The 17823-nt window shown below is 72.8% G+C and carries 13 protein-coding genes, 2 tRNA genes and 1 pseudogene; 3 read left to right on the forward strand and 13 right to left on the reverse strand.

All coding sequences use genetic code 11. The features are described 5' to 3' along the window. Positions 1–34: 34 nt before the first annotated feature. Positions 35–1903 (reverse strand): translation elongation factor 4, encoded by a 1869-nt coding sequence (lepA, locus tag ACIQKA_RS09455; RefSeq protein ID WP_383152428.1) that lies wholly within the window; start codon positions 1901–1903, stop codon positions 35–37. A gap of 186 nt (positions 1904–2089) precedes the next feature. Here lepA and rpsT point away from each other — a divergent pair, with 186 nt between their 5' ends. Next, positions 2090–2356 (forward strand): 30S ribosomal protein S20, encoded by a 267-nt coding sequence (gene rpsT / locus ACIQKA_RS09460; RefSeq protein WP_188270270.1) that lies wholly within the window; start codon positions 2090–2092, stop codon positions 2354–2356. A gap of 408 nt (positions 2357–2764) precedes the next feature. Here the strand turns inward: rpsT and holA are convergent, their stop codons facing one another. Continuing rightward, positions 2765–3757, reverse strand: coding sequence for a DNA polymerase III subunit delta (gene holA, locus ACIQKA_RS09465; protein WP_383152429.1), 993 nt, complete (start codon positions 3755–3757; stop codon positions 2765–2767). An 87-nt stretch (positions 3758–3844) separates the two neighbouring features. Between holA and ACIQKA_RS09470 the strand changes: the two genes are divergently transcribed. After that, positions 3845–4105: a hypothetical protein gene (locus ACIQKA_RS09470; protein WP_376238569.1), complete on the forward strand. Its 261-nt coding sequence runs from the start codon at positions 3845–3847 to the stop codon at positions 4103–4105. Positions 4106–4136: 31 nt separating this feature from the next. Here the strand turns inward: ACIQKA_RS09470 and ACIQKA_RS09475 are convergent, their stop codons facing one another. The 7 genes and pseudogenes from ACIQKA_RS09475 to ACIQKA_RS09505 form a co-directional block, all read right to left on the reverse strand. Next, complete coding sequence (locus ACIQKA_RS09475) at positions 4137–5027, reverse strand: YceI family protein (RefSeq protein WP_390105653.1); 891 nt, start codon at positions 5025–5027, stop codon at positions 4137–4139. Between the two features lie 238 nt (positions 5028–5265). Then, positions 5266–7826, reverse strand: a pseudogene (locus ACIQKA_RS09480) (ComEC/Rec2 family competence protein). 98 nt (positions 7827–7924) lie between these two features. Further along, positions 7925–8827: a helix-hairpin-helix domain-containing protein gene (locus ACIQKA_RS09485; protein ID WP_402540554.1), complete on the reverse strand. Its 903-nt coding sequence runs from the start codon at positions 8825–8827 to the stop codon at positions 7925–7927. A 487-nt stretch (positions 8828–9314) separates the two neighbouring features. After that, positions 9315–10160, reverse strand: coding sequence for a DegV family protein (locus tag ACIQKA_RS09490; RefSeq protein WP_391092800.1), 846 nt, complete (start codon positions 10158–10160; stop codon positions 9315–9317). Between the two features lie 233 nt (positions 10161–10393). Beyond that, positions 10394–11134 carry a hypothetical protein gene (locus tag ACIQKA_RS09495; protein ID WP_402540555.1) on the reverse strand — a complete coding sequence of 247 codons (741 nt, stop codon included), beginning with the start codon at positions 11132–11134 and terminating at the stop codon, positions 10394–10396. A gap of 186 nt (positions 11135–11320) precedes the next feature. Then, positions 11321–14191, reverse strand: coding sequence for a leucine--tRNA ligase (gene leuS / locus ACIQKA_RS09500; RefSeq protein WP_383152435.1), 2871 nt, complete (start codon positions 14189–14191; stop codon positions 11321–11323). Between the two features lie 288 nt (positions 14192–14479). Next, positions 14480–14552 (reverse strand) — tRNA-Ala (locus ACIQKA_RS09505). Positions 14553–14673: 121 nt separating this feature from the next. Here ACIQKA_RS09505 and ACIQKA_RS09510 point away from each other — a divergent pair. Beyond that, the gene (locus tag ACIQKA_RS09510; protein ID WP_383440588.1) at positions 14674–16017 is read left to right on the forward strand and encodes a glycosyltransferase 87 family protein; all 1344 of its coding nucleotides are present in this window, start codon (positions 14674–14676) and stop codon (positions 16015–16017) included. Here ACIQKA_RS09510 and ACIQKA_RS09515 read toward each other — a convergent pair. The 4 genes from ACIQKA_RS09515 to rsfS all read right to left on the reverse strand — a co-directional run bounded on the left by ACIQKA_RS09515 (position 15996) and on the right by rsfS (position 17754). Further along, the gene (locus tag ACIQKA_RS09515; protein WP_017239283.1) at positions 15996–16229 is read right to left on the reverse strand and encodes a hypothetical protein; all 234 of its coding nucleotides are present in this window, start codon (positions 16227–16229) and stop codon (positions 15996–15998) included. The genes ACIQKA_RS09510 and ACIQKA_RS09515 overlap by 22 nt on opposite strands. Before the next feature lie 230 nt (positions 16230–16459). After that, a tRNA-Ala gene (locus tag ACIQKA_RS09520) sits at positions 16460–16532 on the reverse strand. Positions 16533–16636: 104 nt separating this feature from the next. After that, on the reverse strand, positions 16637–17290 hold the full coding sequence (locus ACIQKA_RS09525) for a histidine phosphatase family protein (protein WP_383152464.1): 654 nt from the start codon (positions 17288–17290) through the stop codon (positions 16637–16639). Beyond that, complete coding sequence (rsfS, locus tag ACIQKA_RS09530) at positions 17287–17754, reverse strand: ribosome silencing factor (protein ID WP_125666974.1); 468 nt, start codon at positions 17752–17754, stop codon at positions 17287–17289. The genes ACIQKA_RS09525 and rsfS overlap by 4 nt, the downstream gene beginning before the upstream one ends. Positions 17755–17823 lie beyond the last annotated feature (69 nt).

Below are 17823 nucleotides of genomic sequence, written 5' to 3' on the forward strand. Positions count from 1 at the left end.
GTCCTCCGACCGTCTCCCGACGGTCCGAGGTTGGCTACTTCTTGCCCTTGCCGGAGGACTCGTCGCTCGACAGGACGGCGATGAAGGCCTCCTGCGGCACCTCCACCGAGCCGACCATCTTCATGCGCTTCTTGCCCTCCTTCTGCTTCTCGAGGAGCTTCCGCTTCCGGGAGATGTCACCGCCGTAGCACTTGGCGAGGACGTCCTTGCGGATGGCGCGGATGGTCTCGCGGGCGATGACCCGGGAGCCGATCGCGGCCTGGATCGGCACCTCGAAGGCCTGCCGGGGGATGAGCTCGCGCAGCTTGGCGACGAGCCGCACGCCGTAGGCGTAGGCGGCGTCCTTGTGGGTGACGGCGGAGAAGGCGTCCACCTTGTCGCCGTGCAGCAGGATGTCGACCTTGACCAGGCTGGAGGCCTGCTCGCCGGTGGGCTCGTAGTCGAGGGAGGCGTATCCGCGCGTCTTGGACTTCAGCTGGTCGAAGAAGTCGAAGACGATCTCGGCGAGGGGCAGGGTGTAACGGATCTCGACCCGGTCCTCGGAGAGGTAGTCCATGCCGATCAGGGTGCCGCGCCGGTTCTGGCAGAGCTCCATGATCGCGCCGATGAACTCGCTGGGCGCGAGGATCGTGGCCCGGACGACGGGCTCGTACACCTCGTCGATCTTGCCCTCGGGGAACTCGCTCGGGTTCGTGACCGTGTGCTCGCTGCCGTCCTCCATGACCACGCGGTAGACCACGTTGGGGGCGGTGGCGATCAGGTCGAGGCCGAACTCGCGCTCCAGGCGCTCGCGGATCACGTCCAGGTGGAGCAGGCCGAGGAAGCCGACGCGGAAGCCGAAGCCGAGCGCGGCGGAGGTCTCCGGCTCGTAGACCAGCGCGGCGTCGTTGAGCTGGAGCTTGTCGAGGGCCTCGCGGAGGTCGGGGTACTCCGAGCCGTCCAGCGGGTAGAGGCCCGAGAAGACCATCGGCTTCGGGTCCTTGTAGCCGCCGAGGGCCTCGGTGGCGCCCTTGTTCAGGGAGGTGATCGTGTCACCGACCTTGGACTGGCGGACGTCCTTCACACCGGTGATGAGGTAGCCCACCTCGCCGACGCCGAGACCGTCGGACGGCGTCATCTCCGGGGAGGAGACGCCGATCTCCAGGAGCTCGTGGGTGGCGCCGGTCGACATCATCCTGATGCGCTCGCGCTTGTTCAGCTGCCCGTCGACGACCCGTACGTACGTCACGACGCCCCGGTACGAGTCGTACACCGAGTCGAAGATCATCGCGCGGGCGGGGGCGTCGGCGACGCCGACCGGGGCCGGGACGTCCCGGACGACGCGGTCGAGCAGCGCCTCGACGCCCAGGCCGGTCTTCGCGGAGACCTTGAGCACGTCCTCCGGCTGGCAGCCGATGAGGTTGGCCAGCTCCTCGGCGAACTTCTCCGGCTGCGCGGCCGGCAGGTCGATCTTGTTGAGGACCGGGACGATGGTGAGGTCGTTCTCCATCGCCAGGTAGAGGTTGGCGAGGGTCTGCGCCTCGATGCCCTGCGCCGCGTCCACCAGGAGGATCGTGCCCTCGCACGCCGCGAGGGACCGCGAGACCTCGTAGGTGAAGTCGACGTGCCCGGGGGTGTCGATCATGTTCAGGATGTGCGTGCGCCCCTGCTCCGGCCCCTCGGTGGGAGCCCACGGCAGACGGACGGCCTGGGACTTGATCGTGATGCCGCGCTCACGCTCGATGTCCATCCGGTCGAGGTACTGGGCGCGCATCTGCCGCTGGTCGACCACACCGGTGAGCTGGAGCATCCGGTCGGCGAGCGTGGACTTGCCGTGGTCGATGTGCGCGATGATGCAGAAGTTGCGGATCAGAGCCGGGTCGGTACGGCTCGGCTCGGGCACGTTGGTAGGAGTCGCGGGCACGCAGGCTTCTCGTCTCGGGCGATGTTCTGAACGGATACGTAGGCTCCATGGTCCCATGCCCGGCGGCCGACGCCCGGTTTGGGCGGGCGCGAGGGCGGCTGATACCGTGGACAGCTGTGTCTCGTCTGCCCTCTCAGCTCACGAGGCACTTCCAGAAGGAACACCGAACCTGTAAAGGCTCTTTTCGTGGCGAACATCAAGTCCCAGATCAAGCGGAACAAGACGAACGAGAAGGCGCGCCTGCGCAACAAGGCCGTCAAGTCGTCGCTCAAGACCGCGATCCGCAAGGCCCGTGAGGCTGTCGCCGCCGGCGACCTCGAGAAGGCCACCGTCGCCACTCGTGCCGCCTCGCGTCAGCTCGACAAGGCTGTCTCGAAGGGTGTCATCCACAAGAACGCCGCCGCCAACAAGAAGTCGGCGCTGGCCACCAAGGTTGCCTCCCTCCAGGGCTGAGCTCTGATGTGACCGGCCGCACGGGACCCAGCGGGCCCTCTCTCCCGCTCCCGCCCGGCCACCCCGGACTCGCACGCGGACGCGTTCGCCACGCGGGTGCGAGCCCACTCGCTTGAACGTCGAAGGCCCCGTCGCCTCCTTCCCCAGGAGGCGACGGGGCCTTCGACGTGCGGGGGCTCGCGCGGTACGTGACAGGGCTGGGCCGGCCGGCCGGCTGCGGGACGGCCGGCTGGCCGGCTGCGGGACGGCCGGCTGGCCGGCTGCGGGACGGCCGGCTGGCCGGCTGCGGGACGGTACGGGGCCCGGCTTTTGCGGTACGAGACGGGGCCGGGGCGCTGCGGTACGAGGCGGGGCCCGGCCCCTGCGGTACGGGGCGAGCACCCGACAGAGCGCCCTTCCCGGGCCCGGTCAGGCGTCCCGGCGCATCCTCGCCGCCCGGGCCACCGCGACGACCGCCTTCTCCAGGGCGTACTCGGGGTCGTCGCCCCCGCCCTTCACGCCCGCGTCCGCCTCGGCGACCGCGCGCAGGGCCAGCGAGACCCCGTCCGGGGTCCAGCCGCGCATCTGCTGCCGCACCCGGTCGATCTTCCAGGGTGGCATGCCCAGCTCCCGCGCGAGGTCGGCGGGTCGGCCGCCCCGGGCCGAGGAGAGCTTGCCGATGGCCCGTACGCCCTGGGCGAGCGCGCTGGTGATGAGCACGGGCGCGACCCCGGTCGACAGCGACCAGCGCAGGGCCTCCAGGGCCTCGGCCGCCCGCCCCTCGACGGCGCGGTCGGCGACGTTGAAGGAGGAGGCCTCGGCGCGGCCCGTGTAGTACCGCCCGACGACGGCCTCGTCGATCGTCCCGTCCACGTCGGAGGTGAGCTGCGTGACGGCGGACGCGAGCTCGCGCAGGTCGCTGCCGATCGAGTCGACCAGGGCCTGGCAGGCCTCGGGGGTGGCCGAGCGTCCGAGCGCCCGGAACTCCTGCCGCACGAACGTCAGCCGCTCCGCCGGCTTGGTCGTCCTCGGACAGGCCACCTCCCGCGCCCCCGCCTTGCGCGCGGCGTCGAGCAGGCCCTTGCCCTTGGCCCCGCCCGCGTGGAGCAGGACGAGGGAGATGTCCTCGATCGGGTCGCCGAGGTAGGCCTTGACGTCCTTGACGGTGTCGGCGGAGAGGTCCTGGGCGTTCCGCACGACCAGGACCTTGCGCTCGGCGAAGAGCGAGGGGCTGGTGAGCTCCGCGAGCGCCCCGGGCTGGAGCTGGTCGGGGGTGAGGTCGCGCACGTCCGTGTCGGCGTCGGCGGCGCGGGCGGCCGCCACCACCTCCTGGACGGCGCGGTCGAGGAGCAGGTCCTCCTGTCCCACGGCGAGCGTCACGGGACCGAGGAGGTCGTCGGGGGAAGTCTTCCTGGTGGCCATCGCGGTCCAGCATCCCACGGGCCGCCGACAGCCGTGCCCACCGACGGTCGCGGCCGGCGGCGACCGTCCTCACCGGCGGCCGTGCCCATGCCCGAGAATGGCGGGGTGAGTGAACGACACGTACTGGTGCTCCCCGACCGCGACGCCGCCGAGGAGGTCGCCGGAGAGCTTCCCGACCGCTTCGGCGTCGCCGAGGAACCGCAGCTCGTGCGGGACGCCCTGGCCGGGGAGGACGACGCCGAGGACGCGCAGTGGCTGGTGGTCGTCGAGGACCCGGACGGCCGGCTCGACCCGGCGGCCCTCGACGGCCTGGCCGCCGAGTACGAGGGCTGGCTGGAAGCCCCCTGACCCCTCCCCCTCCCCGACCCTCCCGGCCCTTTCAGCTCCCCGGCTTCTTGGGCACGATCTGGACGTCGAGGTCGATGCTGATGCTGGACCCGACGGCCGCGATGCCGCGCGCGAGCAGCGTCTGCCAGGTGAGGGTGAAGTCCTCGCGGTGGAGCTCGGTGGTGGCGCGGCAGGCGCACCGGGTCTCGCCCTCCAGACCGCTCCCGAGACCCAGGTACTGGGTGTCGAGGGTCACCGTGCGGCTCACGCCGTGGAGGGTGAGCGCCCCGGTGACGGCCCAGCGGCTGCCGCCCCGGTGGGTGAAGCGCTCGCTGGAGAACTCCAGCGTCGGGTAGGCGCCGACGTCGAGGAAGTCGCCCGAGCGCAGGTGGTCGTCGCGCATCTGCACCCCGGTGTCGATGGAGGCCGCGTCGATGACGACGTGCATCGCGGAGCGCTCCACGCGGTCGGCGATCCGGACCGCGCCCGCGAAGCCGTTGAACCGGCCGTGGATCCGGGCCAGTCCGATGTGGCGCGCCGTGAACCCGATCTGCGAGTGCGTCGGGTCGATCTCCCAGTCGCCCGGCTCCGGGAGCGGGGGCTGCGGGGCGACCTGGAGCTGGACGTCGCCGAGGCCGGTGTGGACGCCCTCGGCGACGACGGCGGTGCCGTGGTGCGGCGTGTACCCCTCGGCGGTGACCGCGAGCCGGTACTCGCCGGCCGGCACGGTCGCGAGCGCGGTGCCGTACGGGTCGGTCTCCCCGGCCAGCACCTTGCGCCCCGCCGCGTCGCTGACGACGAACTCGGCCCGCCGGACGGGCTCGTGCACGGGATCGAGCACCCGGCAGCTCAGCACCCCCGCCGAGGACGGAACGGTGAGACCGGCGAGCGGTCCGCCCCGCGCGGCGTTCCCTCCGCGCTTCCCGAAGAGACGATCGAACATTCTTCACGCACCCCCGTGCGACTCGTTCATTGTGCAACGAAGTCGCATTCGATCACTGCTGGGGCGTTCGAGGCAAACCGGAGCAAGTGTCGGCAAGTGTTACCCGGAGTCCGAATTGACGTCCTCCTCCCGCACCGCCCGAGCGCAACCTCCTTCCTCCCCGAGCACCACCTCCCTCCTCCCCGAGCACCGCCTCCCTCCTCGGCGAGCGGCCCCTCCCCCCACCCGGCCGGGCGGTTCACCCTCCCCTCGGTACGGCCACGAGCCCCCTCCCCGCCCCCACCACCGCGATCGCCCCGTCCCGATCGGTCCGCAGCACCCGCGCCCCGCCGCTCCGCAGCGCGTCCAGCGTCCGGGGCGAAGGGTGGCCGTACGGGTTGTCCCGGCCCGCCGAGACCAGCGCGAGCCTCGGCCGCACGGCCCGTATCAGTGCCGGGTCCTGGTGGGCTGACCCGTGGTGGGCGACCTTGAGGACGTCCACCGGCGCCAGGCCCGGATGAACCCGCAGCAGCGCCCGCTGCGCCGGTGGTTCCAAGTCCCCGAGGAGCAGCAGAACCAACCCTCCGGCGGCGCGGACGAGCAACGCGACGCTGGCGTCGTTGGGCCCCTCGAACGGCTCGCCCCTTCCTGCGGTCCGCCCGGCCGCCGGCCACGGCCAGAGCACCCGCCACTCCAGGGGCCCGGTCCTCCGCAGCTCCCCCGGCTCGGCACGGACCATCGGCACCCCCGCCTCGGCCGCCGTCCGCCGCACGAACGCGGCCTGGGCGGGCGGCTCTTCGAGCCCCGTCGTCTGGATCGCCCCCACCGACCGCCCCCGCAGCACTCCCGGGAGCCCGGCCACGTGGTCCGCGTGGAAGTGGGTGAGCACCAGCAACGGCACCCGTCTCACTCCGAGTTCGCGCAGGCAGCGGTCCACCGGCACCGGGTCGGGGCCCGCGTCCACCACGACGGCGGAGTCCCCGCCCGCCGCGAGCACGGTCGCGTCCCCCTGGCCCACCTGGCACATCGCGAACGCCCAGCCCGGCGGCGGCCATCCGGTGGCCCACCGGGACAGCGGCGCCGGCCGCACCACGGCGAGCAGGAGCAGGGCGGCGGCGAGCGCGCCGATCGCACCCCGGTACGGCAGCCTGCGCGCCCCGAGGACCACGGTCGCGGTGAGCAGCGCGAGGGCCAGCCCTCCCCACCACCCGCCGGGCCAGGCCAGCTCCGCCCCCGGCAGCGCGCTGCCGGTGCGGGCCACCCGCGCGATCCACCGACCGGCCACCCCGCCACCCACGCCAGCCCCTCCGCCGCCGGCATCCAGACCGCCGCCAGGGCCAGCGCGGCGAACCCGCACACCGTCGCGGGCGCCACCGCGAGTTCGGCGAAGAGGTTCGCCGGGATCGCGACCAGGCTCACCCGGGCCGCGAAGACCGTCACGACCGGAGCGCACACCGCCTGCGCCGCGAGGGCCGCGGCCAGCGCCTCCGCCGACCGGCCGGGCACGCCGCGCCGCCGCAGCGCATCGCTCCACCGGGGAGCGATCGTCAGCAGTGCCCCCGTCGCCAGGACCGAGAGCAGGAACCCGTAACTCCGCGCGAGCCACGGGTCGTAGAGCACCAGGACGAGGACGGCGGCGGCCAGCGCGGGGATCAGCGACCTCCTGCGCCCCGTACCGATCGCGAGCAGCGCGACGCATCCGCAGGCGGCGGCCCGCAGCACGCTCGGGTCGGGCCGGCAGACGACCACGAAGGCGACCGTCAGCCCTCCCCCGGCCAGCGCGGTCACCCTCAGCGACAGCCCGATCCGGGGCGCCAGCCCGCCCCGCTCCGCCCGGTGCGCCCTTCCGGGCCGCCCGATCAGCAGAAGCAGCACAATCGTCAAATTGCTTCCGGAAACCGCCAACAAGTGTGTGAGATCGGTGGCTTCGAAGGCGTCCTTCAGGTCAGGGCCGATCCTGGAGGTGTCCCCGACGACCAGACCGGGCAGCAGGGCCCGTGCGTCGGGGTCGAGCCCCTCGGTCGCCCTCCGCAGCCCCGCGCGCAGCTCCCCCGCCGTCCGCTGCAACGCGTTCGGCCGGCCCACGATCCGGGGCGGGCCCCCTCCGTCGACCTTGAGCACCGCGGCGAACGGTTCGCCCGGGTGCGACGGCGGTGCGAGCCGGCCGCCGAGCCGCAGTCTGGTGGAGGGCAGGAGCCGCAGCCACTCCTCGCGCCCCTCCCCCGGCGGCACGATCAGCAGGACCGGCGCCCGGGTCCGGTGGACCGCGCCGTCCGGCCGCTCGACCCGGGTCACCTCGCCGTCCAGGACGACCGAGGCCGGGGCCATGGCGTTGCCCCGCACCTTGGGCCGGGTGAGCCGCGGATCGGAGGTCACCGCCACCTCCAGACGTGCCCGCCCGTACTCCTCGGCCAGCACCGGCACGGGCCCGCGCCGCAGATCCGCCGCGTGCAGCCCCGCAGAGGCGGCCCCGGCCGCGGCACAGAGCAGGACCCCGGCCCACGCGGTGGCCCGCAGCCGCCTCCCGGCGACACCTCCCGGCCGGACCGCACCACGCCCCCCTCGCCGGACCGCACCACGATCGTCTCGCCGGACCGCCTCACGGCCTCCCCCGGGCCCTCCGCGCCACCGGATCACGCTCCGCACCAGCAGGACCGCCGCCCCCGCCAGACAGGCCGTGACACCGGTGACCGCCCACCATCCGGTGACGCCCACCGCCCATGCCGCCGCCGCCCAGGCAGCCGCCGCGAGGGGAACGAGCCGCAGGTCTACCGGCCCTTCCCATCGGCCCGACTCCCGCGCCTCCGCCCCCGCTCCCACCTCCTTCGTCCCCGTCCCCGTCCCCGTCTCTGCTGTCCTCGCCTCCGGCTCCGTCTCTGACGCCGGCTCCGTCTCCTCGGCCGCTCCCCGGGCCCGCCTCACGGCCGGACCAGCGGTTCGAGGTCGGCGAACCGTCGCTCGCCGATGCCGCTGACCTCCCGCAACTCGCTCACCGACCGGAAGCCGCCGTGTTCCGTGCGGTGGTCGATGATGTGCTGGGCGAGGACCGGTCCGACACCCGGGAGGGTGTCGAGCTGTTCCACCGTGGCCGCGTTGAGGCTCACCGGCGTCCCCGGCGCCCCTCCCCCTCCTGTTCCTCCCGGGCCGCCTCCGGGACCGGCACCGCCGACCTGCGCCCCCGGCACGTCGACCAGGACCTGTTCGCCGTCGGACAGAACGCGCGCCCGGTTGATCCCGGTGAGGTCCGCGCCGGACCTCACCCCGCCCGCCGCCCGCAGGGCGTCCGCCACCCGGGCCCCCGCGGGCAGGGTCAGCACGCCCGGCCTGAGCACCTTCCCGCCGACGTCGACGACGACCTTCGCACCGGAGGAAGCCGGCGGTGGGGACGGCGCGGGCGCTGCGGCGGGGAGCGGTCCGGCCCCTTCCCGGACCTCCGGCCCGCTCCGCTCCGCGGGCGCGACCGCTGCGGGGGCGGCGCGCACCGGCTCGGGGGCGCGCACCGGCTCCGGGCGACCCGTCCAGAAGTAACCGCCCGCGAGCCCCGCCGCCACGACCAGGACCACCGTCAGCGCGGCCAGCGTCCTCGGCTCCAGCCCGCACCGCGTCTGCACCCACAGCGGTGTCCGGTCCCGGATCCCCGCCACCAACCGCTCCCGCGCCCGGGGCGGGGAGACCGGCGGAGCCACCCGCCCCGGCGCCTCGGGCACCTCTCCCGCTTCGGGTGCCTCGGGCTCGGCGTACGGCTCCGCCTCCGTGGGAGTGGGAGCCGACGCCTGCGCCGGCGCCGGAGTCGGGAACAGCGCGTCCCCCCGCAGCCGCACGCCCCCTCCTGGCACTTCCACGGGCCGCCGCCCGATCCGGGTGCGCCGCCCCCGCCCAGGAGGCGAACCACGTCCTCCGGGACGGCTGCGCCCGTCCGAACCGGCCGCCCGCCCCGGCCCACTCGTCGGGCCGTAGGCCACCCTCCCGGCCCCGGGAACAAAGGGAACGCCGGGAACAGCCGTGCCCGCGGCGCCGACGACGGCAGGAGCCGACGCGGCACCGGAGGCCGATGCCGTACCGGTGGTCGATGCCGTACCAGCGCTCGATGCGGTACCCGTGCTCGATGCGGTGTCAGCGGTCGGTGCGATATGTGTGCGAAGCGTCATGCCCGTGACGGTAGAAGATCGCGGATGCCCCGTGCCGGACTCACCTACGGTCCGTGGACGAGGGCACCACTGTGGAAAACTCCGTCACCCTCACGGGTGGCCGCACCGCGCGGGCGGTCGGCGCGCGACCGGCAGCCTCGGCGCGGCAGGGCGACCGTTCTCAGCGCGGCGAGACGACGACCGCGAGGAGCCCCGGGCCCGTGTGGGCCCCGATGACCGCGCCCACCTCGCTGACGTGGAACTCCCCGATCGCCGGGATCCGGTCCCTGAGCCGGTCCGCGAGCGTGGCGGCACGTTCCGGCGCGGACAGGTGGTGCACGGCGATGTCGACCGGCCCGGAGCCGGCCCGCTCCACCGCGATCTCCTCCAGGCGCGCGATGGCCTTCGAGGCCGTCCGCACCTTCTCCCGCAGCTCGATCCGCCCGCCGTCGAGTTCGAGGAGGGGTTTCACCGCGAACGCGGAGCCCAGCAGCGCCTGCGCGGTCCCGATGCGTCCGCCCCGGCGCAGATAGTCCAGGGTGTCGACGTAGAAGAAGGCGGAGATCCCGGCGGCGCGCTTCTCGGCCGCCGCGACGGCCTCGTCGAGCGAGCCTCCGGCCTCCACGGTCTGCGCCGCCGCCAGGGCGCAGAAGCCCAGCGCCATTCCCATCATGCGGGTGTCCACCACGCGTACGGGCACGGGAGCTTCCTTCGCGGCCAGCACGGCCGCGTCGTAGGTCCCGGAGACCTCGGCGGAGAGGTGGAGCGAGACGATGCCCCGCGCGCCGGCCTCGGCGGCCCGGCGGTAGGTCTCGGCGAAGACCTCGGGGCTGGGTCGGGAGGTGGTGACGGAACGCCGCTTCTGGAGGGCCTGGGCGAGGGCTTCGGCCGAGATCTCCGTGCCCTCCTCCAGGGCGCGGTCGCCGATGACGACGGTCAGCGGGACCGTGGTGACGGCGTGCCGCTCCCTCGTCTGGCGTGGCAGGTAGGCCGTTGAATCGGTGACGATCGCGACATGCCGGGACATGAGCGGGAGGTTACCCGCCGACACCCCCGCCCGGCAGCCCGGCCCCCCCGCCGGATCCCGGGACGCCGACGAACACACCGGCTCACGGCCACCCCTCCGACCGGTCCCCCGAGCGGCCCGCGACCGACTCCTCACAGCCTTCTGAACGGCTTTCCGAACGACCGTCCGGGCCTCTTTCCGAACGGCTTTCCGAACCGCCTTATGAACGAACGGCCGTCCGGCCGACCGTGCCGTCAGGTGGTGGTCTCCGGACGGGCCGTCTTCTCCCAGGGGTACGCGGCCAGCCGGGGATCGGGCCCCGTGATCGCGGACGGCTCGCTCCGGGCCGCAGTGTCCGCCGTCCGGCCGGTGGCCCCGGCGGAGTTCCCAGGGGTGTGACGTCCCCGCTCCTCCGTGCCCGGGTCGGTGGCGCCCGGCGCGGGCTCCGGGTCGGTCCAGTGGCGCAGGGCTCCGGCCTCGACGTCGATCTGGGCGCTGAGCGTCGACAGGTCGTCCTCGGCGAACCGCACGGCCCGGTCCCGGGCGGCGCGGCGCAGCGCGTCGGCCGAGCTGGTGATCCGCTCGGTCCGCGCGGTGAGTTCGGGGAGCTGTCCGGCCACCCACGCCCGGTCGGGCTCCCGCTCCAGGCGCTTGAGGTCGGCGTCGAGTTCGAGGCCGTGTCCGCTGAGCCGGTTGAACAGGTCGAGCGACTCCTTCAGCGAGGCGTCCTGCCCGACGCCCGCCTGCAGCGCCTCCTGCGTGGCCCGCATCGAGGTGCGCAGCGAGAGCCGCAGCCGGGCCAGCTCGCCCGCCGCGCCGGCCTGGCCGAAGCTCTTGGCCCGCAGCGTGGTGTCCTCGACCGTGCGCCGGGCCTGGTCCAGGGTGCGGTCGACACCGCGCTTGGCGGCCTTCGTCACCTTCACCGCCGCGTACACCCCGAGCGCCACGAAGGCGAAGAAGAGCAGCGCCAGGATCGTGAGAATCGTGGCTTCCATGGGCGCCCCTCCGGCATCGGTCGACTCACCACACGGTTGTGGTCCCTCCACGGTAAACGGAACGGGCAGGCCGAGGGTTCCATCGGAACCCCCAACCTGCCCGTAGGGGAAACCCCTGTGCCCGGCCGTTCAACGACCGCGCGTCACCGGCCCGACGGCCAGCAGACCGACCGATCAGCCGGCCGACTAGCCCGCGACGATGTTGACCAGCTTCGGCGCGCGCACGATCACCTTGCGGATCTCGGCACCGCCCAGCGCCGTGACCACGTGCGGGTCGGCCAGGGCGAGCGCCTCCAGGTCCGCGTCCGTGATCGACGGGGAGACCTCCAGGCGGGCCTTGACCTTGCCCTTGATCTGCACGACGCAGGTCACGGTCTCGTCGACGACGTACGCCGGGTCGGCGACCGGGAAGTCCCGGTGGACGACCGACCCGGTGTGGCCCAGCCTGCGCCACAGCTCCTCGGCGATGTGCGGCGCCAGCGGGGCGACCAGCAGCACCAGCTGCTCGGCGACCGTGCGGGAGACCGCGCCGCCCGTCTTGGTCAGGTGGTTGTTCAGCTCGGTGATCTTGGCGATGGCGGTGTTGAAGCGCATCGCGGCCATGTCCTGCGCGACGCCGTCGATCGCCTTGTGCAGGGCGCGCAGCGTGTCCTCGTCGGGCGCGGCGTCGACGACGGTGACCTCGCCGGTCGACTCGTCGACGATGTTGCGCCACAGCCGCTGCAGCAGCCGGTACTGGCCGACCACCGCGCGCGTGTCCCAGGGACGCGACACGTCCAGCGGCCCCATCGCCATCTCGTACAGGCGCAGGGTGTCGGCGCCGTACTCGGAGCAGATCTCGTCCGGCGTCACGGCGTTCTTCAGGGACTTGCCCATCTTGCCCAGGACGCGGGAGACCTTCTCGCCCTGGTACCAGAAGCCGCCGTCGCGCTCCTCGACCTCGGCCGCCGGCACGGCGATCCCGCGCGCGTCCCGGTAGACGAAGGCCTGGATCATGCCCTGGTTGTACAGCTTGTGGAAGGGTTCGGCCGAGGAGACGTGGCCCAGGTCGAACAGGACCTTGGACCAGAAGCGCGCGTACAGCAGGTGCAGCACGGCGTGCTCGGCGCCGCCGACGTACAGGTCGACGCCACCGGTGGGCATGCCCTCGCGGGGGCCCATCCAGTACTGCTCGACGGCCGGGTCGACCAGCTTCTCGGAGTTGTGCGGGTCCAGGTAGCGCAGCTCGTACCAGCAGGAACCGGCCCAGTTGGGCATGGTGTTGGTCTCGCGGCGGTACTTCTTGGGGCCGTCGCCCAGGTCCAGGGTGACGTTCACCCAGTCCTCGTTGCGGGACAGCGGGGTCTCCGGGCGGGTGTCCGCGTCGTCCGGGTCGAAGGTGCGCGGCGAGTAGTCCTCGACCTCGGGCAGCTCCAGCGGCAGCATCGACTCAGGCAGCGCGTGGGCGACGCCGTCCTCGTCGTAGACGATCGGGAAGGGCTCGCCCCAGTACCGCTGGCGGCTGAACAGCCAGTCGCGCAGCCGGAAGTTGACGGTGCCCTCGCCGATGCCCCGGTCGGCCAGCCAGGCGGTGATCCGGGCCTTGGCGTCGACGACGCCCAGGCCGTCCAGGGAGATCTCGCCGTTGGCGGAGCCGACCAGCTTCGCCTCGTAGGAGGAGAAGGCGTCGTCCCAGGTGGAGGGGTCGGTGCCGCGGTCGTCCGAGGGCTCGACGACGCAGCGCATCGGCAGCTCGAAGGCGCGCGCGAAGGCGAAGTCGCGGCTGTCGTGGGCCGGGACGGCCATGATGGCGCCGGTGCCGTAGCCCATCAGGACGTAGTCGGCGATGAAGACCGGGACCCGCTCGCCGCTGACCGGGTTGGTCGCGTACGCGCCGGTGAAGACGCCCGTCTTGTCCTTGGCCTCGGCCTGGCGCTCGACGTCGGACTTGGAGGCGGCCTGCTTGCGGTAGGCGTCGACGGCCTCGGCGGGGGTGGCGTGGCCGCCGGTCCACACGTCGTGGGTGCCCTCGGGCCAGGCGGCCGGAACGATCTTCTCGACCAGGTCGTGCTCGGGGGCCAGGACCATGTAGGTGGCGCCGAACAGGGTGTCCTGGCGGGTGGTGAAGACGGTGATGGCACCGGCGTCGCCGACCTGGAAGTCGACGCGGGCGCCCTCGGAGCGGCCGATCCAGTTCCGCTGCTGCAGCTTGATGGCCTCGGGCCAGTCCAGCGCGTCCAGGTCGTCCAGCAGGCGGTCCGCGTAGGCGGTGATCCGCATGTTCCACTGGCGCAGCTTGGACTTGAAGACGGGGAAGTTGCCGCGCTCGGAGCGTCCGTCGGCGGTGACCTCCTCGTTGGCCAGGACGGTGCCCAGGCCGGGGCACCAGTTGACGGGCGCGTCGGAGGCGTACGCCAGGCGGTACTCGCCCAGGACGTCGGAGCGCTCGGCGGCGCTCAGCTCGCTCCACGCGCGCGTGGTGCCGGGAACCTCACGCGTGCCGTTCGCGAACTGCTCGACCAGCTCGGCGATCGGACGGGCCCTGCCGGCCTCGTCGTCGTACCAGGAGTCGAAGATCTGCAGGAAGATCCACTGGGTCCACTTGTAGTACTCCGGGTCGATCGTGGCGAACGACCGGCGCTTGTCGTGGCCCAGGCCCAGCCGGCGCAGCTGGACCTTCATGTTCTCCATGTTGGCCTCGGTGGACACGCGCGGGTGCGTGCCCGTCTGCACGGCGTACTGCTCGGCCGGCAGGCCGAAGGCGTCGAAGCCCAGGGTGTGCAGCACGTTGTGGCCGGTCATGCGCGCGTGGCGGGCGAAGACGTCCGTCGCGATGTAACCCAGGGGGTGGCCGACGTGCAGTCCCGCGCCCGAGGGGTACGGGAACATGTCCATGATGAACTTCTTGGGCCGTGCGGCGACCGCGGGGTCGCCCGCCAGGTCACCGGTGGGGTTCGGGGCCTCGTACGTGCCCTCGGCGTCCCAGAAGTCCTGCCAGCGTGCCTCGATGTCGGCGGCCATGGCCGCCGTGTAGCGATGCGGGGCCGCCGTCTCGGCGGCCGTATTGATCTCGGTCATGGTCCTTGAAGCTCCATCGATCGTCTCTGCCCACGGCCACTGACTGCCCGAAATGAAAAATCCCCTCGCACAGGAGGGGATGCCGCGCCGACTCCGACGGAATGTCTGTCGCCCGTCGGGACTGGTCAGCGCGGCTCGGTAAGCAGAAGGCGTACGGCACGCATGGCGCCAGGGTACCGCAGCGGCCGTACGGGCCGCACCGGCGTTCTGCGGGGCGGGACGCGAGAGAGCGGGCCACCCGATCCGGGTGACCCGCTCTCCGTTCCACGATCTTCCGTGGATTTTCTGTGGAGCTAAGGAGAATTGAACTCCTGACCTCCTGCATGCCATGCAGGCGCTCTACCAACTGAGCTATAGCCCCTTGCTTTCCGTCTCCGGTGCGGTTTCCCTCGCGGCGACAGACAGAACATTAACCGGCCTCCCGGCAGATCTCCAAATCGATTCCCGGAGCCCTTCCGGACCGCCGGGTAGGGTCGCCGACTGTGTCCGTCTCCGTGCTCTCGAAAACCCGCGTCCGGCCGTGGCCCCTGGTCACCGCCGCGGCGGTCTGCCTGCTCTCGTTCGCCGCCTTCTGGGTGGCGCAACGCCTCGCCCACGTGAACATGCTCGACGTGATGGTCTACCGGGCCGAGGGCGAGACGGTCCGGGCCGGCGGCGACCTGTACGCGATGCGCGCCACCTCGGCGAACCTCGGCATGACGTACCCGCCCTTCGCGGCCCTGCTGTTCGTCCCGCTGACCCTGGTGGGCGTACCGCTGATGCGGACGCTCAGCACCGGGGGGAACCTGCTCCTGGTGGTCGCCCTGGTCCAGCTGTCGGTCCGGTTGGTCCGTCCGTCGCTGTCCCGCGCGGACCTGTGGCGCGTGACGTTCTGGATCGCCGCGGTCGTGGTCTGGTGCGAGCCGGTGTGGACGACCCTGCGGTACGGCCAGATCAACCTGCTCATAGCCGTGGCGGTGCTCTGGGACCTCACGCGCCGCGCGGGCAGCCGCTGGGCGGGCCTCGGCATCGGCCTGGCGACCGCGGTGAAACTCACACCGGGGCTCTTCGTGGTCCTGCTGCTCGTCGCGGGTCTGCTGCTGTGGCGCCGTGACCGGTCCTGGAACCAGTGGCTGCGCACGGCGGCGACGGCGACGGGGGTGTTCCTCGGGACGACGCTGGCCGTGGTGGTCGCGCTGCCCGCGGACTCGAAGAAGTTCTGGACCGGGACCCTGTTCGAGACGGGCCGGGTCGGTTTCGCCGAGGAGACCGCCAACCAGTCGATCCGCGGCGTCCTGGCCCGGCTGATGCACACCGACGACCCGGGCACGTGGTGGGCGGTGACGGCGGCCCTCATGGGCGGCGTCGCGATGGTGGTGGCGGTGCGGGCCGCGCTGCGCGGCGACAAGGCCGTGGCGGTGGTCGTCTGCGCGTTCACGGCGCTGATGATCAGCCCGATCTCGTGGTCCCACCACTGGGTCTGGTGCGTGCCGCTGCTGATCCTGCTCGCGGACCGCGCCACGCGCGCGTGGCGGGTGGCGGGACCGGTGGCCCTGGTGTTCGCGTCGTTCGCGCTGTGGTGGGTCCCGCACGACCCGGGTCGCCCCGAACTGGACCAGAACGCGGGCCAGATGCTGCTCTCCGCCGTCTATCCGCTGACGACGACGGCGCTGCTCGTGGGGTACGTGCTGACGCGGCGGAGGCCGCGCGGGACGGAGGCGGGCCGGGGAACGGGCGTCGCCGGCACGGAAGGGACCGGTGCGACGGCGGCGGACCCGCTCCCGGAGGCCGTACCGGAGCAGGAGCGTCCGGCGGCGCGGGAGCCTCAGGCCGTGGCGAAGGAGTAGAACCGCTTGAGGGTGCAGTGCTCGTCGAGGAGCCGGCCGTAGATCGGCTCCCCCTCCAGCTCGCGGTAGGTCTCGATCGGGTCGCCTTTTATGATCAGCGCCCGCGCGCACTCCTCGCACCAGTACTGGAACCCGGTGTTGACGGGGTCCATGTCGCGCACGATGGGCGTGCCGCTGCCGCACCAGTCGCACTTCCGCCTGTGTGCACCCATCAGTCAGCTCCAGCCGTGGCCGCGGGTCGCGGTTCCCGTCGTGCGCCTGGTCGTGCGCCGACAGGACACCCTGCCGTTGTCGCCGAGCACGTGGGCCACCCTCCCGTCCGGATCCTGTCCCCCTCCGGCCGTCCGATTCTGCCATGGCCCCGCAAGGGGGCCGGCGTACTCGGGACAACGTGGTGAAACGACGAATCCCGCCCCCTGGTGGGGACGGGATTCGGTGACTGTGGAGCTAAGGAGAATTGAACTCCTGACCTCCTGCATGCCATGCAGGCGCTCTACCAACTGAGCTATAGCCCCTCGTGTTCTTCGCGCTCCGCGCTGCGAACAAGAAGAACTCTAGCCTGTGACCTGCCGGAAAGTGAAATCCGGGTCCGGCAGGCCCGTCGCGGGCTCCGCGGGGCTCAGTCGTCGTCGCCGAGGACCGGCTCGGGCAGCGTGCCGGCGTTGTGCTCCATCAGGCGCCAGCCGCGCGCGCCCTCGCCGAGGACGGACCAGCAGCAGTTCGAGAGCCCGCCCAGGCTCTCCCAGTGCCGGGCCTCCAGGCCCAGGAGCCGGCCGATGGTGGTGCGGATGGTGCCGCCGTGGCTGACCACGACGAGCGTGCCGTTCTCGGGGAGCTTGTCGGCGTGCTCCAGGACCACGGGGGCGGCCCGGTCGGCCACCTCGGTCTCCAGCTCGCCGCCGCCCCGGCGCACGGGCTCGCCGCGCTTCCAGGCGGCGTACTGCTCGCCGTACCGCGCCACGATCTCGTCGTGGGTCAGCCCCTGCCACTCCCCCGCGTACGTCTCGCGCAGTGCGGCGTCGTGGGCGACGTCGTGGCCGGTGAGCGCGGCGAGTTCGGCGGCGGTGGCCGCCGCCCGCTTCAGGTCGGAGGCCACGACGGCGTCCGGCTGGAGCGCGGCGAGCAGCCGTGCGGCCCGGCGCGCCTGGGCGACGCCGGTCTCCGTCAGCTCGATGTCGGTCGAGCCCTGGAAGCGGCGCTCCAGGTTCCAGGAGGTCTGGCCGTGGCGCCAGAGGACGATGCGGCGGCCGGTGCCGCCCCTGGTGGCGCTCAGCTCAGCTCACCGTCCGGTCCGTCGGGGAGGCCGGAGGCGTGGCCGGTGGTGTCGACGCCGGTCAGGGCGGCGTGCTCGGCGGCCTTGCCGCGGGTCTTCGCGGCGTCCTCGGGCAGCTCCAGCTCGGGGCAGTCCTTCCACAGCCGCTCCAGGGCGTAGAAGACCCGCTCCTCGCTGTGCTGGACGTGGACGACGATGTCGACGTAGTCCAGCAGGATCCAGCGCGCGTCGCGGTCGCCCTCGCGGCGGACCGGCTTGGCGCCGAGCTCCTTGAGCAGCCGCTCCTCGATCTCGTCGACGATCGACTTGACCTGGCGGTCGTTGGGCGCGGAGGCGAGCAGGAAGGCGTCGGTGATCGACAGCACGTCGCTGACGTCGTACGCGATGATGTCGTGCGCGAGCCGGTCGGCGGCCGCCTGGGCGGCGGTCTTGACGAGCTCGATGGAACGGTCCGTAGCGGTCACAAGCAGGCTTTCGTCGGCGGTCCAGTACCCCTCCAGGGTCTCACGGACCGCCGACGGCGCCGTCTGACT

Origin of the sequence: Streptomyces sp. NPDC092045 (genome assembly GCF_044756005.1) — a bacterium.
Classification (GTDB): domain Bacteria; phylum Actinomycetota; class Actinomycetes; order Streptomycetales; family Streptomycetaceae; genus Streptomyces.